Genomic DNA, 25,168 nt, shown 5'->3' on the forward strand with positions numbered 1-25,168 from the left:
CCTAGGGCGCGCGGGGTCAGCCCTGAGCGCCGGAGCCCTCGGCGCCGGCGGCCCGCGCGATCCTTGTGATCAACGACTCCAGCCAATCCGCCGCGTCGGACACGCGCGGCTGCAGGAGCCTGGCCTGTCCCTCCGCACCCACTCGTGTCTCCTCCAGCGCATCCAGGTACCCCTGCTCGAGAGTCCGGACGTGAGCGACCGGAGGCGGCCACTCATGCGGTGTGTGTCCTGCCGCAGTCCGGCCGGGTGACCGAAACATGAAAGTACGGCTGACGAGATCTGCGAGCAACGGGATGTCGACACCACCCTCGGCCTCCGCCCCATGCCAGAGCAACTGGATGTCCACGAGATCGTGGCCTCGCGTCTGATGTGGATCCGTGACGGCATGGATCTTCTGTGCGAGCTGCTGCTCGACAGCCATCACGGCCACAGACCGCGGTGTTCCACATCCCAACGCGGTGACCGCCTCCGCGACCTGGGGTGCCACGACCTCGACTGGCTGCGCCAGCGTGCTGCCCTCGAATTCGTCGCGCCCGATCTCGATCGGGACCGACACCCAACTTGTCCTCGCGGAGAGAAAATGCAGGGTCACCTTCGCTCGTGACAGGACGTAGGGATCGGGCACTCCGAGAGGCTCCGCAGGATCGTCCTCATGCACCGTGCCGAAGAAGGCCACCCGGGTCGCAGCCGGGTCGGCCTTGAGTTCTCTCTTGCTCCCGGGCGCGGCCCCCCATCCCCGGTCGACGAACCCGGTCAAGTCCTTCAGCGCCTGCTGGGGATCGCGAGCCAGTAGATCGAGATCCCGGGTCGCCCGCGTCCCGGTGGCTCCATGTCGGAGTCGAACGCCATTTCCACCCTTGACTACGACGCCTTCCGGCAACATCTGCGCCACGATCACTGCTCCCAGCAACCGGCGCACCCGGTCCACCGGAACGCCCATCGCGTCAGCGATCGCCTCCAGTCGACGGTTGAGTTGGCCTTCGCTCCTGGGCGCACCTCGAGCTCCCAGATCGCCCAGGCCCACGACCACGTCATCGACCGCCACGATGTCCACCGTTCTGCCGCGCCTCCAGGTCCTTCTTCAAGCTCCTCGCCTCGCCCACCGTGAGCAGCCCGCGCGCGCGGGCCTCCTCGATCGCAGCGGCGACGCGCTCGAGAGGGATGCGGTCGAGTGCCTCACGAAGGGCTTGGTTGATCGTGAGGCCTCGCACGCCGCCGTGAAAGGTGAGGTCCTCGTCGCCCGGCGGGGGACGGCGTCGTGTCACTCGTACATGCGCGCGCGGCGAGCCGCGGTACCGCCTCGTCACGCCCACCCGTACGACGGAGGGATCGACCAGGGCGAGGTCGTACAGTGACAGCACTGCGTCCCAGTCCAGGAATGCATCTTCACCGCCCGTGGCCACGGCCTCCGCCGCGTCCGTGAACCGGTCGCGGGGAACCTGGCGATGGAGGTACACCCCGTGGGCCAGCCTCCGCAGAACGCCGCGCTGGGCGAGCTTGCGGACCTCGACGGCGGGCACGCCCGCCTCCTCCGCTTCCGTAGTGGTGATGACCCCGTGGTTCCCCGCAGCCACGTCCCACAGATCGTCACGATACGTCACGGGATCACCACCTCATCTCTGGTGTCACAACCGTACCGGAATCGGTACGGTTGTGACACGCCGACCTCTTGTCGGGCGCGCGGGGTCAGCCCTGAGCGCCGGAGCCCTCCGCGCCGGCGGCCCGCGCGGCCTCGGCCGAGGAGGTGCCCGGGCGCTTGGCCGGCACCCAGCCCTCGAGGGTGCGCTGGCTCACGGCGTTCAGCGCCAGGGCCCCGGCGGGCACGTCCTCGCGGACCACGGCGCCCGCGCCGGTGTAGGCGCCGTCGCCCACCGAGACCGGGGCCGTGAACACCGTGTTCGAGCCGGTGCGCACGTGCGCGCCGATCACGGTGCGGTGCTTGGCGACGCCGTCGTAGTTGGCGGTGATGTTGCCGCAGCCGATGTTGGTGTACTCGCCGATCTCGGCGTCCCCGGCGTAGCCCAGGTGGGAGAGCTTGGCACCGCGGCCCACGGTCACGTTCTTGGTCTCGTAGAACGCGCCGATCTTGCCGTCCTCCCCCAGCACCGTGCCCGGGCGCAGGTAGGTGAACGGGCCGACGGTCGCGCCCGCGCCGATCACGGCCTCCGTGGCGTCGGTGCGCTTCACCACGGCACCCTCCCCCACCTGCGTGTCCGTGAGGGTGGAGTCCGGGCCGACGACGGCGCCCGTGGCCACCGACGTCGCCCCGTGCAGCTGGGTGCCGGGCTTGAGCGTGATGTCCGAGGCCAGGGAGACGGTGACGTCCACCCACGTGGAGGACGGGTCGACGACCGTGACACCCTCCTTCATCCAGCCGCGCAGCACGCGGTCGTTGAGCTGGCGGCCCAGGTCGGAGAGCTGACGGCGGTCATTGGCGCCCTCGACCTCCCACACGTCGTCCGTGCCCACCGAGGCGACACGGCCGCCCTCGGCGCGGGCCATGCCGAGCACGTCCGTGAGGTACTTCTCGCCCTGCACGTTGTCCGTGGAGATCTCCGGCAGGGTGCGGCGCAGCAGGGCGGCGTCGAAGGCGTAGATGCCGGAGTTGACCTCGCGGATCGCCACGAAGGAGTCATCCCCCGTGGACTCGGCGTGGGTGAGGGCGTCCTTGTGCTCCATGATCCGCTCCACGAGGCCCTCGGCGTCGCGGACGATGCGGCCGTAGCCCGTGGCGTCCTCGAGGGTGGCGGTGAGCACGGTGACGGCGTTGCCGTCCGCCTCGTGGTCCGCGACGAGGCGGGCGAGCGTCTCCGGGGTCAGCAGCGGGACGTCGCCGTAGGTCACCACGACGGTGCCCTCGAGGTCCGCGGGCAGGGCGGCCAGGCCCAGCTCGACGGCGCGGCCGGTGCCCGGCACGTCGTCCTGGTCGGCGATCGCCAGCGCGTCGATGCCCAGCTGGGCCGCCACCGTCTCGAGGTGCTCGGCCACGCGGGCCCGCTCGTGCCGGACCACGGCCACGAGGTGCTCCGGCGCGAGCGACCAGGCCGCCGCGAGCGCGTGGCCCACGAGGGAGCGCCCCCCGATCGCATGCATGATCTTCGGCGTCGTCGACTTCATGCGGGTGCCCTGGCCCGCGGCCAGGACGATCACGGCGGAGGGACGGGCGGACGGCTGGGACATGGGGGCTCCTGCACCGGTGGGGGTCAGCGGACGGGGGTTCCGCCCCTAGGATTCGAACCTAGACCGCACGGCTCCAAAGGCCGGCGTGCTGCCATTACACCAGGGCGGAGCGCCGGACCCCAGGGGGCGGCGACGACGGCCCATTCTTCCACACGGGTCGCGCGGATCCGGGGTCAATAGGCGCCGTCGGCGGCGATCACGGCCTTGACGGTCCGCCCCAGGATCACGAGGTCGCCCAGGATGGACCAGTTCTCCACGTAGTAGAGGTCCAGGCGGACCGCCTCCTCCCACGGGAGGTCGGACCGGCCGGAGACCTGCCACAGCCCCGTGATGCCGGGCTGCACCAGGAAGCGGCGGTGCACGTACTGCTCGTAGGCCTCGACCTCGTGCGGCAGGTGGGGCCGCGGGCCCACGAGGGACATGTCCCCCCGCAGCACGTTCACGAGCTGGGGCAGCTCGTCGATGCTGGTGCGGCGGATGAGCTTGCCGACCCGGGTGATGCGCGGGTCGTCCTTCATCTTGAACAGCACGTCCGCATCCCCGCCGTCCGAGACGAGCCGCTGCCGGATCTCCTCGGCATCCACCACCATGGAACGGAACTTGAGCATGGTGAACGGCCTGCCGCCGAGACCGATGCGCTCCTGCCGGAACAGCACCGGCCCGCCGTCCGTGGCCTTGACCGCGATCGCGACGGCGATCAACAGCGGCGAGATGGCGATCAGGCCCAGACCCGACGCGACGACGTCGAACGCCCGCTTGGCGAACGCCTTGCCCTCGGAGAGGCGCGGGGTGGAGAGGTGGATGAGCGGCAGACCCGCGAGGGGCTGCGTGTGGAGGCGGGGTCCGGCGACGTCCACGAGCGCGGGCGCCATGATCAGGGAGACGCCGCGCTCCTGCAGCTCCCACCCCAGTCGGCGGACGTCCCCGGGGACGAACGGGTGGCCTGAGGTGATCACCACGGCTTCGACGTCGCGCTCCTCGACGAGGGCGACCACGTCCTCCACGGTGTCCAGGTCCGTGGAGACCGGTATCGGGAGGTAGTCCTCCCGCCGGGCCTTGTATCCGGGGAGAGCCGCGGCCACGGGGGCGTAGCCGGCACCGGCCTCGGAGTCGAGGGCCTGGAAGATGTGCCGGACCGCCTTCGGGCCGCCGACGAGCAGGAGCCGCCGCCGGAACCTGCCACGGTGTCGCTGCCGCGCCACCCACCCGCGCACGAGGAACCGGCCCAGCAGGAGCAGGAGCACGCCCAGCGGCAGAGCCAGGCCCACGTAGCCGCGCGCCACTTCGAGACCTGACGCATAGGCGAGGATCGCGACGGTGCCGAAGAGGTACAGGGTGGCCTGCAGGACCCGCTTGTACTCCTCGCTGCCCACCCCCAGGATCCGGATGTCCCGCGAGCCCTGGATGGTCAGCGCGAGCACCCAGGCCGCGCTCAGCGCGAGGCTGATGACGCTGTAGTCGATGACTTCGGCGCCGGGGAGGGTGGTGCGCCGCGGTCCGCCGAAGCGGAGCTGGGCCGAGACGAAGGTGGCGAGCAGGACCGCGACCACGTCCACGACCAGGACGAGTCGTGGAAGGCCCCGCTCCCAGGGCCGGCCCAGGACACGACCGCGGGCGGTCGAGCCCATGCGAAGCGTGGTCGACTCGTCACCGGGGCTCGCGAACACGCTCTGCTCCTCCGTCCTGACGCGGGGGGATGGTCCACGTCATGTGGGCCGGGCATGGTGCCGTGCCCCGGCCCCCGATTATAGGACGGAAATTGTGAATGGCTGTGACGGCCGCCGCACCCTCCTGTGCGCGCCCGCCGGTCAGTCCCCTTCGGCGAGTTCAGCAGCCTGCAGCCACTCCTCCTCCAGGACGTCCAGCTGCGCGTCGAGGTCCTTCAGGTCGGCGGAGGCCGCGGTGAGGGCGTCGAAGTCCTGCGCCTGCCCCAGCTCGGCCATCCGCGCCTCGAGGCCGGACCTGCGGTCCCGCAGCCGGGTCATCTGCTTCTCGAGCCGGGCCATCTCCTTGCGGGCCAGCCGACGCTCCGCCTCGGTGGGCCCGGTGTCCTCCTCCGGCCCGCCCATGCCCGCGCACGTCCCGACGACGTCGTTGCGGCCCCGTACCGGGCCGGCTCCCCGGGCCGGGCCGCCGGCCTCGTCCATCGCGGCGCGCAGCTCGAGGTACTGGTCCACCCCGCCGGGCAGGCCGCGGACCTTGCCGTCCCCGAGCAGGGCGACCTGGTGGTCGGTGACGCGCTCGAGCAGGTAACGGTCATGGGAGACCACCACGAGGGTCCCGGGCCACCCGTCCAGCACGTCCTCGACGGCGGCCAGGGTGTCCGTGTCCAGGTCGTTGGTCGGCTCGTCGAGCATGAGGACGTTGGGCTCGCCCACGAGCAGGCGCAGCAGCTGCAGGCGCCGGCGCTCGCCGCCCGAGAGCTCGGAGACCTGAGTCCACTGCCGGGAGGTGCCGAAGCCGAGCATCTCGAGCAGCTGGCCGGAGGACATCTCGCGGTCACCGACCTGGAAGGACGAGCCTTCGCGGGCCATGACTTCGGCGACGCGCAGGTGGGCGACGTCGTCGAGCTCCTTCACGTCCTGGGTGAGGGTGGCCGAGACCACCGTCTTGCCGCGCTTCACCCGCCCCGAGTCCGGGGCGATGCGGCCGTCGAGCAGGCGCAGCAGGGTCGACTTGCCCGCACCGTTGACGCCGACCACGCCGAGCCGCTCGCCGGGCGCCAGGCGCAGGGTGACGTCGTCGAGGATCGGCTTCTCCCCCAGCGTCAGGCTCACGTGCTCGAGGTCGAGGACGTCCTTGCCCAGCCGGGCCGTGGCCATCTTCGCCAGGGACACCGAGTCACGCGGGGCGGGGACGTCCTCGATGATGGCGTTGGCCGCCTCGATGCGGAACTTCGGCTTGGACGTGCGCGCCGGGGCGCCACGGCGCAGCCAGGCGAGCTCCTTCTTCACGAGCTGCTGACGCTTCTGCTCCGTCACCGCCGCCTGCCGGGAGCGCTCCGCGCGCGCGAGCACCCACGCCGCGTAGCCGCCGTCGAACGGGTCCACCGTGGCGTCGTGCACCTCCCACGTGCGCGTGCAGACCTCGTCGAGGAACCACCGGTCGTGGGTGACCACCACGAGGCCGCCGTCGGTGGGGCGCCAGCGCGGCTTCAGGTGGCGGGCGAGCCACGCGACACCCTCCACGTCCAGGTGGTTGGTGGGCTCGTCGAGGAAGAGGACGTCGTCGTCCCCGGCGAGCAGACGGGCCAGGGCCACGCGACGGCGCTGGCCGCCGGAGAGGCCCCGCACGGACTGCTCCAGGTCGAAGCCGTCGAGGAGACCGCCCAGGACGTCCCGGACCTTGGGGTCTGAGGCCCACACGTGGTCGTCCACGTCCCCGACCACGGCCTGACGCACGGTGTGCTCCGGGTCGAGCCGGTCCTGCTGGTCCAGCACGCCCACGCGGACGCCGCCGCGGCGGGTGACGCGGCCCGTGTCGGGTTCCTGGAGGCCGGCGAGGATGCGCATGAGCGTGGACTTGCCGTCGCCGTTGCGGCCCACGAGTCCGATCCGGTCCCCCTCATCCACGCCGAGGGAGAGGCCCTCGAGGACGGTGCGGGTTCCGAAGGCGATGCCGATGTTCTCGGCGCCGAGCAGGTGGGCCATGGAGGAGGTGGTCCTTTCCGGACGGAGGAGGGGTGGTCGGGTGCGGCGGGGTGCGCCGCCGGGTGTCAGAGCACGTGGGCGCCGGGCACGGGGCCGTGCACGGGGAGGGCGCGCACGCCCGTGCGCTCCTCGATGGCCGAGGCCAGCCGCAGCGCGGAGGCCTCGTCCTGCGCCACGAAGAGCAGGGTGGGGCCGGAGCCGGAGACCATGCCGCGCAGCGCGCCTTCGTCCATACCGAGGTCGAGGACGTCCGAGAGCTCGGGGAACAGGACGACGGCCGGGGTCTGCAGGTCGTTGTCCATGGCGGTGGCGAGTTCGAGCGGGTCCGCCGCGGTGAGGGACCGCAGGACGGCCTCGTTCACCTCCGGGCGCGTCGGCCCGTCGGGCAGGTGGCCCTCCCGGCGCAGCTCGTCCAGGGTCTGGAAGACCACGGGGGTGGACAGCCCGGCGTCCGCCGGGACGAGGACGAGGTGCACCGGGGTGCGGGCCGCGACGGGGGTCAGCTCGGCCCCGGTCCCGAGCCCGACGGCGGCGCCGCCCAGCACGCTGAAGGGCACGTCCGCGCCCAGCGGGGCGGCCAGCTCGGCGAGCTCGGCGCGGGTGTGCCCGGTCTCCCACAGGGCGCTGCACGCGAGCAGCGCGGCGGCCGCGTCGGCGGAGCCGCCGCCCATGCCGCCCGCGACCGGGACCTGCTTGGCGACCTCGAGGTGGACGCCGTGGGTGTCAGGATCGAGCCCGAGGGTGCGCCGCAGGTGTGCGGCGGCGCGGTGCGCGAGGTTGCGCTCGTCCCAGGGCACGTCCTGGGTGTCCACCAGACTGATGTGGCGGCCCGACGGGCCGACGGTGATCCTCCCGTCCGTGCGCGCGATCGCCGTGACGGTCTCCCGCAGGCTGACGGCCAGGTACACGGTGGCCACGGGGTGGTAGCCGTCCGCGCCGGGGGGTCCCACCCGCAGGGACAGGTTCACCTTGCCGGGGGCGCTGACCGTGACGTGCCGGGCCGTGGGGTCGAGGCCGAGGTCCTCCGTCGTCATGCAACCACCTCCTCCGCCGCACGCCGCGGGCCGTGCTCGGCGATCCGCGCGAAGGCCGCGATGTCCAGGGCCTCGCCGCGGGCGCGTGGGTCCACGCCGGCGGCCACCAGGGCGTCCTCCGCCGCCTGCGGCGACCCCGCCCAGGAGGCGAGCGCGGCGCGCAGGGTCTTGCGGCGCTGGGCGAAGGCGGCGTCCACCACGGCGAAGACCTCCCGGCGGGACGCGCTGCCCGCCGGCGGCTCGCGCCGGGTGAAGGCGACCAGCCCGGAGTGGATGCGCGGAGCGGGCCAGAACACCTGGGTGCCGATGGTGCCCGCCTTGCGCACGTCCGCGTACCACGCCGCCTTGGCGGACGGGACGCCGTAGACCTTGGAGCCGGGCCCGGCCGCGAGACGGTCCGCGACCTCCTCCTGCACCATCACCAGGCCGTGCCGCAGCCCCGGCAGGACCGCGAGCGCGTGCAGCAGCACGGGCACGGCCACGTTGTAGGGCAGGTTCGCCACGAGCGCGGTGGGGCCGCCGGCGGCGGCAGCGGGCCGGACCTCGGCCAGTGCCTGCTCGCTCAGCGTCATGGCGTCCGCGTGCAGCACCGCGAGGGCGTCCTCGGCCCCGGGGCGGAACTCGGCGGCGGTGCGCGGCAGGCGGGCGGCGGTGACCGGGTCGATCTCGACGGCGGTGACGGCGGCGGCCGCGTCCAGCAGGCCGAGGGTGAGCGAGCCCAGTCCGGGGCCGATCTCCAGCACGTGCTCGTCCGCGGTCACGTCCGCGGCCTGCACGATGCGCCGGATCGTGTTCGGGTCGATCACGAAGTTCTGGCCCCACTGCTTGGTGGGACGCAGGTCCAGCTCGGCGGCGATGCGCCGCACGTCCGCGGCGCTCAGCAGCGGGGCGGGGGCGGGGTGCGGGGAGGGCTGGACCATGCCCGCGAGTCTATCGGGGCGCCGGACAGGGTAGCCGGGGCGCAGCGGCGCGGGCTCCGCTCAGGTGGTGAGGTCACCGAGCCGGACGAGCTCGCGGAACTCGGGGCTCGTCTCCTGCAGCCCGGCGAACGTGCCCTGGCCGATGATCCGCCCCTGGTCCATCAGCACGATCTGATCGCAGCGCTTGACCGTGGAGAGACGGTGGGCGACCACGATGACCGTGATCCGTCCGCGCAGCGACTCGATCACCTCGGTGACCCGGCGTTCCGTGAGGTTGTCGAGGGCCGACGTCGCCTCGTCGAGCACGAGGAGGCGGGGCCGCCGGAAGAGCGCGCGCGCGATGCCCAGGCGCTGGCGCTGGCCGCCGGAGACGCCCACGGCCCCTTCGCCGATCACGGTGTCCAGGCCGTCGGGGAGCTCGTCCAGCCACTGGCCCAGCTGGGCTTCGCGCAGCACGCGCTCCACCTCGGCCCGGTCCGCCGTCTGGGCGGCCTCGACGTCCAGGAGCACGTTGTGCAGCACCGTCCCGTTGACCACGGTGACGGACTGCGGGACGAACGCCACGTTGTCCCACCAGCCGCGCGGGTTGGCCTCGAGCTCCACCCCGTCCACGTAGACCCCACCGCGCTGGGCGTGGTGGAAGCCGATGACCAGGTCCACCAGGGTGGTCTTGCCGGCACCGCTGCCGCCCACGAAGGCGTACGAGGACCCGAAGGGGATGCGCAGGTCGATGTCGCGCAGGACCGGCTCGGTCTTGCCGGGGTAGGTGAAGGACGCGTCCCGCACCTCGATGGCCTCCTCGAACGTGACGCGCTCGTAGGGCCGGTCCGCCGCGTGCAGGACCGGCTGCGCGGCGGCGAGTTCCGCCGTCGTGCGCTCGAAGGCCGGCCAGGAGGTGCGGATCTCATTGGTGGTGGCCATGAGCGCGGCCATGGACGGCAGCACGCGGAAGCCGGCCATCGCGAGCAGGGCGAGCGAGCCGAACGCCTCCCCGCCGCGGCCCTGGATGAAGGCCACGGCCACGAGCGCCGCGATGGCGGCCACGAAGGCGACCTCGAGCACGTAGCGCGGCATCATCGTGAGGATCATCTTGAGCCGCGTGGCTTCGGCGCTCTCCATGCGGGCCGCGCGGTACTCCTCCATGAAGGCCGAGTCGTTGCCGCGGATCTTCACGTCCTTGTAGTTCTCCAGGCCCTGCAGCGCCGCCGTGTTGGCCCGCTCCCCCGCGGTCACCAGGGTCCAGCCCAGGCGGGAGGCCGGGCGGCGGATCACGGTCTTGATCACCCAGGCGACGGCGAGGAAGTACAGGGCCATCCCGAGCCCCGTCAGCGGCATGGAGACGCCCACCACGACCGCCACCGCGACGAGCGTCACGGCCTCCGTGAGGAACGTGACGGACGCGTTCACCACGCCCGTGTACGCCATGCTGGAGGTGCCGGTGACGTTGTTGACCAGGGTGCCGACCGTGCGCGTCAGGTGCAGGCCGTAGTCGGCCCGCAGGTAGTAGCGCAGCAGCGTGGCGGACGTGCGGATCAGGTTCTGGTTGGTGAACCCCATGGTCCACCAGCGGAACGCGAGCACCAGGATCGCCTTGAGCAGGAAGGCCAGCACGATCACGACGGCGAAGGCCACCGTCTGCTCCGGCACCGTCACGGCCCCGAACCGGGCCAGCAGCCCTTCAAGCACCGGGGAGCCCAGCTCACCCGAGGTCAGCAGGCTGACCAGCGGGAGGATCGAGGCGAGCGCCACCATCTCGAGGCCGGCCACGAGGAGGGACCCGAGGACCACGAACACGAGGCGGATCCGCATGGGGCGGTCCACCAGGTACTGCGTTCCCTCGGGCAGCCGGGCTTTGAGGAGTCGGATCAGCACGTCGTCCATCCTAGGGGCCGGGTCTGGATCGGCTTAGAACGAGCCGTACACCCGGGCGGTGTTCTCGCTCACCGTGCGGGCGAGGGCGTCCACGTCGTCGCCGCGCGTCTCCGCCATGCCCCGCAGGGTCAGCGGGATCAGGTAGGGCGCGTTGGGGCGGCCCCGATGCGGATGCGGCGTGAGGAAGGGCGCGTCCGTCTCCACGAGCAGCAGCTCGGCCGGGGCGATCCGCAGCGCCTCGCGCAGCTCGTCGTTGGCCTTGAAGGTGACGGGGCCGGCGAAGGACATGTGCCAGCCGTGCTCGGCGCACGTGCGGGCCAGATCGGGCCCGCCGGAGAAGCAGTGGAACACCACGTGCGGGGGCAGCCCGCCGTCGGCCGCCTCCTCGAGCAGGATCCGGACGACGTCGTCGTGCGCGTCCCGATCGTGGATCTGCAGGGCCGTGCCGAGTTCGCGGGCGAGTCGGATGTGCCGGCGGAAGGACTCCTGCTGCGCGGCGTGGCCGGCCTCGTCCTGCGTCCGGAAGTAGTCGAGGCCCGTCTCGCCGACGGCGCGCGCGCGGGGGTGGCGGGCGAGCTCCGCGATCTGCGCGAACGCCTCCTCGAACTCGCCACGCTCGGCCAGGCGGGCCGCGTCGTTGGGGTGCAGCGCCACGGCCCCGAGCAGGCGGGGCTCGGCCTCGATCGCCGCGATCGTGAACTGGGCCGAGGCGACGTCGCAGCCCACCTGGACCGCCCCGGTCACGCCCACGGCCTCCGCCGCGTCCATCGCCTGGTGGACGTCCACGCGGACCAGGCCGTCGCGGAAGTCGAGGTGCGTGTGGTTGTCCACGACGGGCGCCGGCAGCGGCTCGGGTGCGGGCGGGTACTCGAGGCGCCGCCGACGTCCCGACTTCTCCTCGTGGGCGTCCCGGCGCGGGCCGCCGTCGTCGTCCGGCTGCGGGGCGGGGGCACGGTAGGCGAGGGGGGTCTCGGATGCGTGGGCCATGCACCCCACTCTAGGGAGCCGAGCCCGGCCTCCCCCGACACGCCTCGGGGGCGGTATCGGGTGGTATCCACGTCGGATACCACCCGATACCGCCCCCGGAGGACACGGCTCGGCGAAGAGGTCAGGCCTTCGCGGCCGCCCACGGGTCGGCGATGCCGATGTACTGCACCGAGGTGTACTCCTCGATGCCCTCGGCGCCGCCCTCGCGGCCCAGGCCCGACTGCTTCACGCCGCCGAACGGCGCGGCCGGGTTGGAGATGACGCCCACGTTGTAGCCCATGAGGCCGAACTCGATGCTCTCGGCCACGCGGTACATCCGGGCCTGATCCTTGGTGAACACGTAGGAGGCGAGGCCGTACTCGGTGTCGTTGGCCATCTCGATGGCCTCCTCCTCGGAGGAGAAGGTCACGATCGGGGCCACGGGGCCGAAGATCTCCTGCTGGAGGATCGGGTTGCCCTTCTCCACCTTGATCGCGGTCGGCGCGTAGAAGTAGCCGTCGCCCTCGATCTTGTGGCCGCCGGTGAGCACCTCGCCGCCGGCCGCCACGGCGTCCTGGACGAGCTGGTCGATGTCGTCGCGCGCGCCCTCGTCCACGATCGGGCCGAGGGTGGACTCCGGGTCGGTGCCGCGCAGGGGCTTGAGCGCCTCGAGCTTGGCCACGAACTTCTGCATGAACTCCTCGGCCACGTCCTCGTGCACGAGGAAGCGGTTGGCGGCGGTGCAGGCCTCGCCCATGTTGCGCATCTTCGCGGCGAAGGCGCCCTCGACGGCGGCGTCCAGGTCCGCGTCCTCGAAGACGATGAGCGGGGCGTTGCCGCCGAGCTCCATGGAGGTGCGCAACACGTTGTCCGCCGCGTCCTTCATGAGGCGCACACCGACCGGGGTGGAACCGGTGAAGGACACCTTGCGCAGCCGCCGGTCCTGCAGGATCGGGCTGGAGATCGACGAGGCGGAGGAGCCCGCGACGACGTTGAGCACGCCCTTGGGCAGGCCGGCCTCCTGCATCACCTGCGCGAACAGCTGGGTGGTCAGCGGGGTCAGCTTGGCGGCCTTGAGGACCATGGTGCAGCCGGCGGCGACGGCGGGGCCCACCTTGCGGGTGGCCATGGCCAGCGGGAAGTTCCACGGGGTGATCAGCAGGCACGGGCCCACCGGGCGGTGGTGCACCTGCATGCGCAGCGTGCCCTCGGGCACGGTCAGGGTGCGGCCGTAGTGGCGGCCGGCCTCCTCCGAGAACCAGCGCAGGAAGCCGTTGCCGTACGTGACCTCGCCGCGGGCCTCGGCGAGCGGCTTGCCCATCTCGAGGGTCATCAGCAGCGCGAAGTCCTCGGCGCGCTCGTTGATCAGATCGTAGGCGCGGCGCAGGATGTCGGCGCGCTCCTTGGCCGGGGTGCGGGCCCAGTCGGCCTGCGCGGCGCAGGCGGCGTCGAAGGCGGCCATGGCGTCGTCGGAGTTCGCGTCCTGCAGGCTCGCGATGACCTTGCCGGTGGCCGGGTCCTTCACGTCGAAGGTCTTGCCGGAGGAGGCATCGCGCCACTCGCCGTCGATCAGCAGGCCGGTGGGGACGGACTCCAGCAGCGCCTTCTCGCGCTCAGCGGTCACGGTCATGATGCACCTCTTTCGGGGTCGGTGGTCGGAGGCGGCACGCCCCGCCTCCTGAAAGGAAACGGGTGGACGGCCACGGCTATTCCGACGCCGTCCGGCGGCGGTCGGCAGCGGCTCCACGGCCGATCCTAGCTGTACCCCGCCAGGACGCTGGTGAGCGTCGCGCGGTGACGATCGGGAGAACCTCCGTGGGGTGAAGCGCTCTGGGTTTCGTCCCGAGTCTCAGCAAGAAGAATCGAAAGGCCCGAGAAGTTCGGTCCCGGGGTGCGTGAGCGTGCTGTGCGCATGGTTCACGACCGTCGGGCACTCGACGGCGGTCCGAGATCGGAGTCGAGCCGTGCCGTCGCACCCCAAGTCGGCGTCGGCGTGCAGACACTGAGGGTCTGGTGCAACCGGTACGGGCCACCAGGGCCCTCCGCGATCGCCATCGAGGTCGCGATCCTGGACTGGGTCACCGGGTGGAACACCCGACGACTCCATCGAGCCCTCGGCTCGTGGCGGCTCCAGCAGGTGGGAGCAACGCCCATGAATGCAGCGAGGGGTGGCTGCAGAGGGCTGCAGCCACCCCTCGCTGACACGTGGGTTGAGAGAGACTCGAGTCAGTTCGTCGTCTTGGGGCCGATGATCTCGAGGCGATCGGCAGACCAGGTAACGTTCGACGCGGCCCCCGTGTCGAACGCGACGCGCTGCGTGCCGATATACGCGGTGAGGTGGACCTGGTTGACCATGGACGCCACGTCCTTGGCCCAGAAGTAGGGATTGAATGACGGCTGTGCGTAGTAATAGCAGCCGGTAATGGGTGCTGAATACGTCAGGGTGATGGAGGACCCGTCCGAGGCCAGCTTGGTGACTTCCCAGTATGCGGGGTTGGTGCCGGTCACGAAGCGGTCCCCGACCTTCAACGTGTAGAAGGTCTTGCTGTCGCCCACGCTGCCGTTCGTGTAGGTGTTGTAGGGGGTGCCGGCCTTCCGAGCGTTCAGGACCTTGCGGAAGTCGACGATGCCCGCAGGAGCCGTGTAGACGATCGAGATCTTCTTGTTCTGGACGGATTGGCAGGCCGTGGCATCGGGGATACCCACGCCCGGTGTGGCATTCAGATAGAGCGCGGTCGTACCGTTTTGCGCCTGGACGTACTTCGTCATGAGCGGGTTCGCGTACAGAGTTGCGCCGGCAACCACGCCAACGCTCGATACAGCAAAGGCCGGGGCTGCGGCGGTGGCAGCGATCGCCGGGACGGACCAGGTGACACCCTTAGTTACTTGTCGGCGCGAGATCGCTCGAGTTTCGTTGACCATGCCAAGCCTTTCGTGGTGCTTCTGGGGACCTGGGGCACCTCCACAGGCATGAGGCACTCTGACATAGTAGCGGTCCTGCCACAACCGACGAGTCGTGGAATCTGTGATTATTCACGCTTGAGAGGCCCGTTGTGAATCGACTGTTCACGCGGTAAGCGCTGCTGGCTGTGCAGCCGGGGACGTGTCAGCCCCGGGCCGCGAGCACCGCCTGGTAGAGCTCCCGGCTCCGCATCCCGTGGGCTCCGGCCACCGCCGCCACGGCCTCCTTCAACCGGGTGCCGGACTCCACCAGCACCGCCACCTCGGCGACGGCGTCCGCCTCGGACGCCTCGCCCTCGGCGCCGGGGGCGGCCGGCCCGATCACCAGCACGATCTCCCCGCGGATCCCCTCCCCCGCGTGCCGCTCCGCAGCCCAGGCATGCACTCCGGCCGCGGTGCCGCGCACCACCTCCTCGTGCAGCTTGGTGAGCTCGCGGGCCACGCACACCGGCCGCTCCGCACCGAGGACCTCCACGACGACGGCCAGCGCGTCCGCCAGACGCTGCGGCGACTCGAAGGCGACCACGGTGCGGGCCTCGGTCAGCAGGGAGGTGAGCCATCGCCGTCGTTCCCCGTCCTTGCGGGGGACGAAGCCGTCGAAGGCGAACCGGTCCGTCGGCAGGCCGGAGAGGGCGAGCGCGGTGGTCACGGCGGAGGGGCCGGGCGCACACGTCACGGGCAGCCCTGCGGACACCGCGGCCGCCACGAGCCGGTACCCCGGGTCCGAGACCGTGGGCATGCCCGCGTCCGAGACCACCGCCACCGTGGCACCGCCCCGCACCTGGTCCAGCAGCCCCTGGGTCGAGGCCGCCTCGTTGTGCTCGTGATGGGCCACCACCCTGCCCGCCGGGGTGACGCCCAGTCCGGCGCACAGGCGCCGCGCGGTCCGGGTGTCCTCGGCGGCGATCACGTCCGCCTCCGCCAGCAGCTCACGCAGGCGCGCGGACGCGTCCCCGAGGTTGCCGATGGGGGTGGCGGCCAGGACGATGCGGCCCTCGGGCATGGGACGACCTTTCGACGGACGGACGGCTGCCCCGAGCCTACGGCCCCGGTCACCGTGCACGTCTCGCCGTCCACCCGTCCCCCTAGCATGGAGCCCGTGCCCGCCACCGCCCTCGCCTCCCGCCCCGCCGCCGTCGCGGTCGACGACGGCCCCTTCGGCGTCGCCGCCCTGCGCGCCCGCCTCGGGGTGAGTGCGGCGCCCCTGACGCGGTGGCACTGGATCCTGCCGCTGCTGGTCACGGCGATCGCCGGCGTCCTGCGGTTCACGAACCTGGCCCACCCGGACCAGCTGATCTTCGACGAGACCTACTACCCCAAGGACGCCTACTCCCTCCTGGAGTCCGGCTACGAGCGGCGGTGGGACGAGGACGTCAACGACGCGTTCGCGCGCGGCGAGGCGGAGCCGCTCGAGGGGGCCGCCTACGTGGTGCACCCGCCGCTGGGCAAGTGGCTGATCGGCCTGGGCATGCTCGCGTTCGGCCCGGACAACGGGGTGGGCTGGCGGTTCAGCGCCGCGGTGGCCGGCACGCTGTCCGTCCTGCTGGTCGCCCTCGCCACGCAGCACCTGCTGCGCTCGGTGTCCCTGGGCGCGGTCGCCGGGCTGCTGCTGGCCGTGGAGGGCCACCACCTGGTGATGTCCCGCATCGGGCTGCTGGACATCTTCCTCTCGTTCTTCGTGCTCGCGGCCTTCGCCGCGCTCCTGGCGGACCGCGTCCACGGGCGGCGGCTGCTCGCGGAGCGGCTGGCCTACGACGTCGCCCGGCGGGGACGCGACGCCCTGGCCAGCGGGCCGTGGCTCGGCTGGCGCCCGTGGCGACTGCTGGCGGGCGTGCTGCTGGGCGCCGGCTGCGCCGTGAAGCTCTCCGGGCTGGCGTTCATGGCGGCCTTCGGCCTGCTCACGGTCCTGTGGGACATGTCCGCGCGCCGGACCGCCGGGGTGCGGCGCTGGGCGTGGGCCGGCGTCGAGAAGGACGGCCTGTACGCGTTCGTGGCCGTGGTGGGCGGCGGCCTGGTCGCCTACCTGGCCTCGTGGACCGGCTGGTTCGTCACGGAGGGCGGCTACTACCGGGACTGGCACCGGGACAACCCGCCGGAGGGCCTGCTCGCCGGGCTGGTCCCCGGTCCGCTGCGCTCCCTGTGGCACTACCACGTGGAGTCCACGACCTTCCACCAGGGCCTCACCAGCCCCCACGACTACGCCGCCAACCCGTGGACCTGGCCGTTCATGGGCCGGCCCGTGAGCTACTACTACGAGGGCGCAGAGCCCGGCGAGGGGATCTGCCCGGCGGACGCCGCGGGCGCGTGCTCGGCGGCCATCACGGACATCGCCAACCCGTTCGTGTGGTGGACGGGCCTGGCCGCCGTCCTCGTGTGCGTGTGGCTGCTGGTGCGCCACCGGGACTGGCGGGCCGGCACCCTGCTCGGCGCCTACGCGGCCGGGCAGCTGGTGTGGTTCCTGTGGCCCGAGCGGACCATGTTCTTCTTCTACACGATCGCCTATGAGCCCTTCCTCGTGATGATGATCGCCCTGGCGCTCTCGCTGCTGCTGCGGCCGGGTCGCCGGCCCGGGCCCCGCTGGGGCTCGGCCCTGGTGCTGGCGTACGTGACGATCGCCGTCGCCGTGTCCCTGTTCTTCCTGCCCGTCTGGATCGGCGACGTCATCCCGTACGACCAGTGGCGCTGGCGGATGTGGTTCAGCAGCTGGATCTGACGGCCGCGTCCCGGGCGCGGGCGTGCCCGACCGCGCGCCGCACGCCCGGAAATGGATACCCTCGGACCGTGCAGAACCAGAGCCCCGTCCATGAGTCCGCCACCGAGCTCGTCGGCATGCCGCCGGCGGACTCCAACATCACGGACCTGATCGTCGCCTCCTGTGCCGACCGGCCGGACGCCCCCGTGTACGCCCAGCGCAACGGCGCGGGCGGCTGGGTGGACGTCCACTTCACTGCGTTCCTGACCCAGGTGCGCGCCGTGGCGGCCGGCCTCATCGCCCACGGCGTCCAGCCCGGGGACCGGGTGGGCCTGTTCTCCCCCACCTCCTACGCGTGGGCCGTCCTCGACCAGGCCGTGTGGTTCGCCGGCGCCGTCTCCGTGCCGATCTACGAGACCTCCTCCGCCCACCAGGTGGAGCACATCGTCACGGACTCGGGGCTGCGGGTGGTCGCCGTCGGCAGCGAGGAGCTCGGCGAGCGCGTCGCCGAGGCCGCCGGGCACGCGGGCGTGGACGTGGCGACGTTCCCGCTGACGGACGCCGGACTGGCGGAGCTGGCCGAGGCCGGCGCGTTCGTGGCGGACGACGCCGTCGAGCACGCCCGCTCCCTGGCGACCCTCGCCAGCCCCGCCTCGATCGTCTACACCTCCGGCACCACCGGCCGCCCGAAGGGCGCCGTGATCACGCACGGCAACTTCGTGGGCGCGGCCATCAACGTGCTGCACTTCGCGCGCGAGGTGGTCCAGTGGTCCCCGGAGACGACAACGTCGCGCACCCTGCTCTTCCTCCCGCTGGCCCACGTGCTCGCCCACGCCGTCCAGGTCATCTGCCTGTACGCCCGCATCCAGGTGGCCCACTCCGGTTCCCCGGCCACGCTGCTCGGCGACCTCGCCTCCTTCCACCCCACGTGGCTGCTGGCCGTGCCGCGCGTGTTCGAGAAGGTCGAGGCCGGCATCGAGGCCAAGGCCCAGAAGAGCGGCACCGGGCCGATCTACGCGGCCGCCAAGCGCACCGCCATCGAGTGGTCCACGGCCGTGGACGAGGCCGAGTTCGGGGACGGCCCCGGGCCTTCGGCCCTGCTGCGCGCCCGGCGCGCGCTGTTCGACCGGCTGGTCTACCGCAAGATCCGGGAGGCCCTCGGCGGCGAGGTGATCTCGTGCGTGTCCGGCGCGTCCGCCCTCTCCCCGGAGCTGGTGCACTTCTTCCGCGGCGCCGGCATCCCGATCGTGGAGGGCTACGGCCTCACGGAGACCACCGCGCCGGCCACCGTGAACATCCCCGGCGCGCACCGCGTGGGCACCGTGGGCCTGCCCGTGGCCGGGGTGACGGTGAAGATCGCCGAGGACGGCGAGATCCTCATCCGCGGCCCCGTGGTGTTCGACGGCTACCACGGCATGCCGAAGGCGTCGGCGGAGGCGATGGAGGACGACTTCTTCCGCACCGGGGACATCGGTGCGCTGGACGAGCACGGCTTCCTGCGGATCACCGGCCGCAAGAAGGACGTGATCATCACCGCCGGCGGCAAGAACGTATACCCCACGCCCATGGAGGAGGCGCTGCGCCAGCACCGGCTCATCGAGCACGTCGTGGTGGTCGGCGAGAACCGCCCGTTCGTGGGCGCCCTCATCACCCTGGACACCGAGGCCTTCACCCAGTGGGCCCTGGACCGCGAGCTCAGCCTCACGCCGGCCGAGGCCGCGACGGACCCCACCGTGCTGGCCTCGATCCAGGAGGCGGTGGACCAGGTCAACGCGGGCGTCTCCCGCGCCGAGTCCATCCGCCGCTTCCGGATCCTGGACCACCCGTTCACCGAGGATTCCGGGCACGTCACCCAGTCCCAGAAGCTCAAGCGGGCCCAGGTGATCGAGGACCACGCCGAGGACGTCGAGGCCCTCTACCGCCGCTGACCCCGCGCCCCCCGGACGACGACGGGCCGGGAGGACGCCTCGTCCTCCCGGCCCGTTCCCGGTGCCGTCCGGCGGCGGTCAGCGCACCACGGCGTCGTCCTCCCGGGCCCAGCGCAGACGGGTCCGCAGCAGCTGCTCGCGGCGGTCCGCGCTCAGCTCACGACGGCGGCGCGTGGGCCACGTGAGCACGAGCGTCACGAGGGACGCCAGCAGGGTCACCAGCCCGACCACCACGGCCGCGTCCACCCAGAACTGCTGGGGGTAGAGGCGGATGAGGGCGTCCCGCACGGAGAACGTCCACGTGCCGTCCGCGAAGAACAGCGAGTGGAACCCGGCGAAGAACGTCTCCCAGCCCAGCACCGCCATGACCGCGAGCGCGATCACCGCGAGCGGCAGCCACACGGCGCCGGCGAACAGGCCGCGGCGCACCCCGCCGGGGCTGGTGCGCAGCAGGGACGCGATGAGCAGGGCGCACACCACCACGAGCACCACGAGCGCCGCAGTGGCGATCCACAGCACGGTCTTCACGTCCGTCATGTGGTCGACCTCGACCTCGGTGAACAGGGGCGCGCCCTGGTGTGTGAGGCTGCTGAGGTATCGCGGCCCGGCCAGGTTGGTCACGTAGTCCAGCCCGGCGGAGCCGTAGTGCATGCGGTCGGCGAGGGTGAAGCCGAACCGGTCCGCGGGGAACCCGGGCCGGTGGTACTCCAGCCACAGGAACACCGGGCTCGCCACGAGGCGGACGGCGGCCAGCACCAGGGCGAGCGGGGCGAGGATCGCCAGCAGCACCTGTGCCAGGCGCGGACCCGCCTTGGGCAGGCGCGCGCGCTCCTCCGGCGTGGGGCCCTGCAGGGCCGCCGCCTGGGCCACGGGGGCGGCGGTGCCGTCCTCGGGGTAGCGGTCGACCGGGGCGGCTGTGCTCGACCCCGCCGGGCGGGCCCCGACGGCGGCGCTCAGCGGGCCGAGCTCGTCGGCGCCGGGCAACGGCCGCCGGTCGCCCTCGGGCACGGCCCGGGAGGCGACGATGTCGCGGTCGGCGTCCGCGGCCGGGCGGCCGGCGTCGCGTCGGTCCGCGGCCGCCGCGTCCCCGCCGCGCAGCGCGGCGAGGTCCTCGGGGCTGAGCGCCGAGGTGTGCTGGGCGCCGCCGTCGTCGTCCCGGCCCATGGCGGGCAGCGCCTGGGTGCGGTTCGGATCGTCGGCGGCGTCGTCCTCGACGAACGCGCCGTAGTCCAGCCCGGAATCGAAGTCCTCCGCCCCGGCGCGCTCGTCGCGCCCGCGGCCGGCCTGATGGGAAGCCATGCTCGTGCCTCTCTCGAGTGGGTCCGTCCGCCCGCGGGCGCCGGGGATCAGTAGCGGTAGTGGTCGGCCTTGTAGGGGCCGGCCACGTCCACGCCGAGGTACTCGGCCTGGGCCTTGGTCAGCTCGGTCAGCCCGACGCCGAGGGCGTCCAGGTGCAGGCGGGCGACCTTCTCGTCCAGCACCTTGGGCAGCGTGTAGACGCGCTTCTCGTAGTGCTCGCCGGTCAGGGCGCCGGTGCCCGTGGAGCCGCCGAAGAGCTCGATCTGCGCCATCACCTGGTTGGTGAAGGACGCGCTCATCACGAACGAGGGGTGGCCGGTGGCGTTGCCGAGGTTCAGCAGGCGGCCCTCGGAGAGCACGATGATGCTGCGCTCGGCCTCCGTGCCGCCGTCCAGGGTCCACTCGTGGACCTGCGGCTTGATCTCCGTCTTCACGACGCCGGGGATGCGGGCCAGGCCGGCCATGTCGATCTCGTTGTCGAAGTGGCCGACGTTGCCCACGATGGCCTTGTCCTTCATGGCGGCCATGTGCTCGGCCATGATGATGTCCTTGCCGCCGGTGGTGGTGACGAAGATGTCGCCCTCGCCCACCACGTCCTCGAGGCGGGCCACCTGGTAGCCGTCCATCGCGGCCTGCAGCGCGCAGATCGGGTCGATCTCCGTGACGATCACGCGGGCACCCTGGCCGCGCAGGGCCTCGGCGGCGCCCTTGCCGACGTCGCCGTAGCCGCAGACCACGGCGACCTTGCCGCCGATCAGCACGTCCGTGGCGCGCATGATGCCGTCCGGCAGGGAGTGGCGGATGCCGTACTTGTTGTCGAACTTGGACTTGGTCACGGCGTCGTTCACGTTGATCGCCGGGAAGAGCAGGCGGCCCTCCTGCGCCAGCTGGTAGAGGCGCAGCACGCCCGTGGTGGTCTCCTCGGAGACGCCGCGCAGGGTGCCGGCGGTGCGGGTCCAGTGCTGCGGGTCGCGGGCCAGCGAGCGGCGCAGCGTCTCGAGGATGATCCGGTACTCCTCGGGATCGTCCTCGGTGGCGCTGGGCACGGCGCCCGCGGCCTCGAACTCGACGCCCTTGTGCACCAGCAGGGTGGCGTCGCCGCCGTCGTCCAGGATCATGTTGGGGCCGAGCTCCGGATCCTCGTCCGCGCCCGGCCAGGTGAGGATCTGCGAGGCGGTCCACCAGTAGTCCTCGAGGGACTCGTTCTTCCAGGCGAACACCGGCACGCCCTGCGGGTCCTCGGGGGTGCCCGAGCCCACGACGACGGCGGCGGCGGCCTCGTCCTGCGTGGAGAAGATGTTGCAGGAGGCCCACCGGACCTCGGCGCCGAGGGCGATGAGGGTCTCGATGAGCACGGCGGTCTGCACGGTCATGTGCAGGGAGCCGGCGATGCGGGCGCCCTTGAGCGGCTGGGCCTCCCCGTACTCCTCGCGCAGGGACATCAGCCCCGGCATCTCGTGCTCGGCCAGGCGGATCTGGTGGCGGCCCGCCTCGGCCAGGGACAGGTCCCGGACCGTGAAGTCGAACGAGGCACCGGGCACGGTGGTGCGGTTGGCGAAGGCCGGGTCGACGTCGGGGGTGCGGAACTCTGCGGAGGTCTCAGTCATGCCCTCCAGCCTAGCGAGGCCCAGGACGGCACGACACGTGCCGCGTCAGTCCCCGTCACGCACCACGCGCAGCCCGGGGCGGGCCGGCGGGACGGCCATGGGCCGGGTGGGGACCGTGCGCACGCCGCCGTCCGCGTCGACGGCCTCGTAGTGCTCGGGCAGCTCCAGCCGCAGCACCTCCCAGCCGCGCGGGGCCGTGGTGCGCCGAGCGTGCTCGCCGCAGAGGTCGTACGTGTGCGGCTCCGCCCGGCGCGACAGGGGCCCGATGACCACCTGCGAGTCCGCGTAGTTGTACGTCAGCGTGGCCAGGGCAGGGCTCTGGCATCCGGTCTTGCTGCAGCGTCGCATGGGTCCCACGCCCGCCACCCTACTCGGCGGACGGCCCGGGGCGGTGGCCTACCATGGCGCGCATGACCGCGCCCGCCTCCTCCGATCCCCTCGACCCCCTGCCGTTCCGGGCGGGCGACGCCGCGGGGGCCGAGCCGGGCGTCGAGGGCGGCCCGGCCAAGGCCGGCGTCTCCTCCCCCGCGGGGCGCGGCGGCCGGGACCGCCGTGGCCGAGGGCTGCGGCATCCGCGCCCGTTCGGTGCGCGCTCGGAGCGGGGCCGGGGCGAGGCGCTGCTGACCGCCGTCGAGAAGGCGGTGGACCGGCTGGGCTCCCTGGACGCGCCCGGGCTGCGGCACGTGACCGCGCGGGTGGAGCGCATCCCGGACCGGCTCGACGAGCGGCTGCGCGAGCTGCACGCCGGCCGGGAACGGGATGAGGAGGCGCTGTTCGCGCGGGCCGAGCGGCAGGGCCGGGACGGGGTGCTGATCACCCTGTTCGAGCGGCCGCTGCGGGACGCGGCCGACCCGGCCGACCTCGAGGGGGCCGTCTACGGGGTGGCGCTGAGCCGTTGCGCCGACGCGCTGGGCGTGGACCCGCAGGTGCTCGACCCCAGCTGGGGCCGCGGCTGAGCCCGGGCCGGGCGGTCCGCACCGGGCACCGCGCCCGGTGGACGGGCGCCGCGCGTCAGGCGCGGGCGCGGCGCAGGCGGCGACGCTCGCGCTCGGAGAGCCCGCCCCAGATGCCGAAGCGCTCGTCGTTCGCCATGGCGTACTCCAGGCACGCGTCCTTGACGGTGCAGGCCTCGCACACACGCTTGGCGTCCCGCGTGGAGCCGCCCTTCTCCGGGAAGAACGCCTCGGGGTCCGTCTGCGCGCACAGGGCGTCCGCCTGCCAGGCCAGCTCGCCCTCGACGGGCTCGGTGGTCACGCCCGGGATCGCGGCCCAGTCCTGGGAGACGGGCACGGCCTCGACCGGACGCGCGTCGCCGGGGAAGAGGGCGGTGACGGTGGCGGCCGGGGTGCCGGTCTCGTCGTCGAGGTCGTGGGCGGTGAGGAAGGCGGTCGCCTGGTCCTCGAGGCTCGCTCCCGGGACGCCGGCCTGCGGGTCGGCGGGGTCGAGGAACCAGTCGCTGGGGACGCTCCGCGGACGAGGCGTCGGCGCCTGCGCGGGATCGGCGTGGTGCGCGTCCTCGACTCGCTGGGTCTGCTCCATGTGTGACGCCTCTTCCCGGGATCGACGTGGCGGTGTGGGCCGGGTGATCGTGCGGTCCGCGTGGGTGCCGGGCAAGCCGGCGGGCCCCTCCTGCCGGGACCGTTGGCCCGGGTTCATTACATCGGTGTGATTCATGCCGAGTCAAACCGGGCGGGTGCCACACTGGGCCCATGGTCTCCCTCTCCGCACCCCGGTCCACCGGCCCCCTCGTGCTCCGCCTCGCCTCCTCCCCGCGGCCCGCGCTCGTCCAGGAGCCGGGGGCCCCGGACGACCCCGGCACGGTGGACCAGCGCATCGAGCTCTCGGGCCGCGTGACCGTGAACTGGGCCGCCAAGTTCGCGGGCCTGCTCGGCGCCGAGGGCATCGGCGCGGGTGACGCCGTCGCCCTGGACCTGCCCGTCCACTGGCTGTCCCACGCCCTCGCCCTCGGCGTGCTCTGCGCCGAGGCCGAGCCCGCCCTCGAGGGTGACTCCCCCGCCGCCGTCCTCACGGATCGGCCGGAGGCGTGGCCGGACCCGTCCGTGACCGTGTTCGCCGTGGCCCTGCCGCGCGGCCTCGAGCCCGAGTTCGACGGCCCGACCGCCGACCCGGCCATCGTGGACGTGGCCGCCGAGATCCGCGCCCAGCCGGATGCCCTGCCCGGCCCCGTGGACCACGTGCGGCCCGCGTCGATCCCGACCGGGACCGACGTCGCCCCGGACGACGACGGCCCGCGCCCCCGCCTGACGTGGGCGGGAGTGCGGGCCGCGCTGGAGGCGTGGGACGCGGGTCAAGCGGTGACCGTGCACCCCTGACGGGGCGGCGGGGTCAGGCCGGGGCGCTCAGACCCCGGTGTCGGGGGTGCGGTGCCGGCCGTGCGGGTGCAGCTGCTCGTCGCGCAGCACGGGCATCTGGCCGGTGATGATCGCGATGTCGTTGGCGAAGCCGGGCTCCACGTCCAGCTCCTCCTTGAACACCCAGAACCGGTAGGCGAAGTAGCGGAACACGGTGCCGAAGAACAGGCCCACCACGTTGCCGGCGATGAACAGGCCGCCCGGGTCCGTCACGCCCATCAAATACTGCGCGATGAACACGCAGCCCGCCTGGATGCCCAGCCCGATCGCGTTCATGATCAGGAACATCACGAGCTCGCGCGTCTTGTTCGAGGAGCGCTTGTCCCGGAACGTCCAGTAGCGGTTGGCGACCCAGCTGAACAGGGTGGCGACGACGCCGCCCACGATCTTGGCCTTGACGTTGGACCCCTCGAGCGGGCCGGTCATCATCCACCAGAAGACGAGCGAGTCCACCACGAACGCGGCCGCACCGACGGTGCCGAACTTGGCCACCTCCCGCCACAGCAGGGAGACCATCCCGGTCAGGCGGCCCCAGAGATCGGACAGCATGGGCGTGGACTCCTCGGTTCGGGACGGGGGTGTGCACGCGGGCCGGACCCGCGCAGGGCTGGGGAACACTGTAGCCGCGCCCCCGGCGCGCGACCTCCTCGGATCCGGCGTCGGCCGCCCCTCCGTGACGGAGTTCTC

21 protein-coding genes and 1 tRNA gene are annotated in these 25,168 nt (G+C 72.6%); 4 read left to right on the plus strand and 18 right to left on the minus strand.

The window, feature by feature from the left end; translation table 11 throughout:
- Positions 1 to 16: 16 nt before the first annotated feature.
- From ACTSKS_RS02740 to rsmI, 13 genes are all read right to left on the minus strand, one after another.
- The gene (locus ACTSKS_RS02740) at positions 17 to 1,045 is read right to left on the minus strand and encodes a nucleotidyl transferase AbiEii/AbiGii toxin family protein (protein WP_230297411.1); all 1,029 of its coding nucleotides are present in this window, start codon (positions 1,043 to 1,045) and stop codon (positions 17 to 19) included.
- Entirely contained in the window at positions 1,032 to 1,601 is a 570-nt protein-coding gene (locus ACTSKS_RS02745; RefSeq protein ID WP_020627445.1) for a type IV toxin-antitoxin system AbiEi family antitoxin domain-containing protein, read from the minus strand. The genes ACTSKS_RS02740 and ACTSKS_RS02745 overlap by 14 nt, the downstream gene beginning before the upstream one ends.
- An 85-nt stretch (positions 1,602 to 1,686) precedes the next feature.
- The gene (gene glmU, locus ACTSKS_RS02750; protein WP_036340435.1) at positions 1,687 to 3,180 is read right to left on the minus strand and encodes a bifunctional UDP-N-acetylglucosamine diphosphorylase/glucosamine-1-phosphate N-acetyltransferase GlmU; all 1,494 of its coding nucleotides are present in this window, start codon (positions 3,178 to 3,180) and stop codon (positions 1,687 to 1,689) included.
- Positions 3,181 to 3,217: 37 nt separating this feature from the next.
- Positions 3,218 to 3,289: transfer RNA gene (locus ACTSKS_RS02755), tRNA-Gln, on the minus strand.
- A gap of 64 nt (positions 3,290 to 3,353) precedes the next feature.
- On the minus strand, positions 3,354 to 4,847 hold the full coding sequence (locus tag ACTSKS_RS02760) for a sugar transferase (protein ID WP_442927276.1): 1,494 nt from the start codon (positions 4,845 to 4,847) through the stop codon (positions 3,354 to 3,356).
- 141 nt (positions 4,848 to 4,988) lie between these two features.
- Positions 4,989 to 6,830, minus strand: coding sequence for an ATP-binding cassette domain-containing protein (locus ACTSKS_RS02765; RefSeq protein ID WP_020627442.1), 1,842 nt, complete (start codon positions 6,828 to 6,830; stop codon positions 4,989 to 4,991).
- Positions 6,831 to 6,895: 65 nt separating this feature from the next.
- Positions 6,896 to 7,864 carry a 4-(cytidine 5'-diphospho)-2-C-methyl-D-erythritol kinase gene (locus ACTSKS_RS02770; protein ID WP_020627441.1) on the minus strand — a complete coding sequence of 323 codons (969 nt, stop codon included), beginning with the start codon at positions 7,862 to 7,864 and terminating at the stop codon, positions 6,896 to 6,898.
- The gene (gene rsmA, locus ACTSKS_RS02775; protein WP_020627440.1) at positions 7,861 to 8,784 is read right to left on the minus strand and encodes a 16S rRNA (adenine(1518)-N(6)/adenine(1519)-N(6))-dimethyltransferase RsmA; all 924 of its coding nucleotides are present in this window, start codon (positions 8,782 to 8,784) and stop codon (positions 7,861 to 7,863) included. Before rsmA ends, ACTSKS_RS02770 begins: the two co-directional genes overlap by 4 nt.
- Before the next feature lie 60 nt (positions 8,785 to 8,844).
- Complete coding sequence (locus ACTSKS_RS02780) at positions 8,845 to 10,656, minus strand: ABC transporter ATP-binding protein (RefSeq protein ID WP_442927277.1); 1,812 nt, start codon at positions 10,654 to 10,656, stop codon at positions 8,845 to 8,847.
- A gap of 33 nt (positions 10,657 to 10,689) precedes the next feature.
- Positions 10,690 to 11,643 carry a TatD family hydrolase gene (locus tag ACTSKS_RS02785; RefSeq protein ID WP_442927278.1) on the minus strand — a complete coding sequence of 318 codons (954 nt, stop codon included), beginning with the start codon at positions 11,641 to 11,643 and terminating at the stop codon, positions 10,690 to 10,692.
- Between the two features lie 121 nt (positions 11,644 to 11,764).
- Positions 11,765 to 13,252 carry an NAD-dependent succinate-semialdehyde dehydrogenase gene (locus ACTSKS_RS02790; RefSeq protein WP_442927279.1) on the minus strand — a complete coding sequence of 496 codons (1,488 nt, stop codon included), beginning with the start codon at positions 13,250 to 13,252 and terminating at the stop codon, positions 11,765 to 11,767.
- A 596-nt stretch (positions 13,253 to 13,848) separates the two neighbouring features.
- Entirely contained in the window at positions 13,849 to 14,544 is a 696-nt protein-coding gene (locus ACTSKS_RS02795; protein ID WP_138976778.1) for a hypothetical protein, read from the minus strand.
- 184 nt (positions 14,545 to 14,728) lie between these two features.
- A complete protein-coding gene (gene rsmI / locus ACTSKS_RS02800; protein ID WP_442927280.1) occupies positions 14,729 to 15,586 on the minus strand; it encodes a 16S rRNA (cytidine(1402)-2'-O)-methyltransferase in 858 nt (285 codons plus the stop codon).
- Positions 15,587 to 15,682: 96 nt separating this feature from the next.
- On the opposite strand from rsmI, the gene ACTSKS_RS02805 reads away from it, so the two are divergent.
- Entirely contained in the window at positions 15,683 to 17,296 is a 1,614-nt protein-coding gene (locus ACTSKS_RS02805; protein WP_442927281.1) for a dolichyl-phosphate-mannose--protein mannosyltransferase, read from the plus strand.
- 68 nt (positions 17,297 to 17,364) lie between these two features.
- A complete protein-coding gene (locus ACTSKS_RS02810; protein WP_442927282.1) occupies positions 17,365 to 19,203 on the plus strand; it encodes an AMP-dependent synthetase/ligase in 1,839 nt (612 codons plus the stop codon).
- A gap of 78 nt (positions 19,204 to 19,281) precedes the next feature.
- Here the strand turns inward: ACTSKS_RS02810 and ACTSKS_RS02815 are convergent, their stop codons facing one another.
- Genes ACTSKS_RS02815 through ACTSKS_RS02825 form a run of 3 tightly spaced genes read right to left on the minus strand, consistent with a single transcriptional unit; the run spans position 19,282 to position 22,457 of the window.
- A complete protein-coding gene (locus ACTSKS_RS02815; RefSeq protein ID WP_336644096.1) occupies positions 19,282 to 20,502 on the minus strand; it encodes a DUF1461 domain-containing protein in 1,221 nt (406 codons plus the stop codon).
- Between the two features lie 47 nt (positions 20,503 to 20,549).
- Positions 20,550 to 22,109 carry an adenosylhomocysteinase gene (gene ahcY / locus ACTSKS_RS02820; protein ID WP_230260086.1) on the minus strand — a complete coding sequence of 520 codons (1,560 nt, stop codon included), beginning with the start codon at positions 22,107 to 22,109 and terminating at the stop codon, positions 20,550 to 20,552.
- Positions 22,110 to 22,154: 45 nt separating this feature from the next.
- Positions 22,155 to 22,457, minus strand: coding sequence for a DUF3499 family protein (locus ACTSKS_RS02825; RefSeq protein WP_020628239.1), 303 nt, complete (start codon positions 22,455 to 22,457; stop codon positions 22,155 to 22,157).
- A gap of 62 nt (positions 22,458 to 22,519) precedes the next feature.
- On the opposite strand from ACTSKS_RS02825, the gene ACTSKS_RS02830 reads away from it, so the two are divergent.
- The gene (locus ACTSKS_RS02830; RefSeq protein ID WP_223247507.1) at positions 22,520 to 23,065 is read left to right on the plus strand and encodes a hypothetical protein; all 546 of its coding nucleotides are present in this window, start codon (positions 22,520 to 22,522) and stop codon (positions 23,063 to 23,065) included.
- A gap of 55 nt (positions 23,066 to 23,120) precedes the next feature.
- Here ACTSKS_RS02830 and ACTSKS_RS02835 read toward each other — a convergent pair whose 3' ends face one another.
- Positions 23,121 to 23,648 (minus strand): WhiB family transcriptional regulator, encoded by a 528-nt coding sequence (locus ACTSKS_RS02835; protein ID WP_230260087.1) that lies wholly within the window; start codon positions 23,646 to 23,648, stop codon positions 23,121 to 23,123.
- 170 nt (positions 23,649 to 23,818) lie between these two features.
- Here ACTSKS_RS02835 and ACTSKS_RS02840 point away from each other — a divergent pair, with 170 nt between their 5' ends.
- Positions 23,819 to 24,442 (plus strand): hypothetical protein, encoded by a 624-nt coding sequence (locus ACTSKS_RS02840; RefSeq protein WP_036316371.1) that lies wholly within the window; start codon positions 23,819 to 23,821, stop codon positions 24,440 to 24,442.
- Positions 24,443 to 24,469: 27 nt separating this feature from the next.
- Here the strand turns inward: ACTSKS_RS02840 and ACTSKS_RS02845 are convergent, their stop codons facing one another.
- Positions 24,470 to 25,030: a GtrA family protein gene (locus ACTSKS_RS02845; protein WP_036316372.1), complete on the minus strand. Its 561-nt coding sequence runs from the start codon at positions 25,028 to 25,030 to the stop codon at positions 24,470 to 24,472.
- Between the last annotated feature and the right edge of the window lie 138 nt (positions 25,031 to 25,168).

This window comes from Micrococcus sp. TCR-5, assembly GCF_052220525.1.
Classification (GTDB): domain Bacteria; phylum Actinomycetota; class Actinomycetes; order Actinomycetales; family Micrococcaceae; genus Micrococcus; species Micrococcus luteus.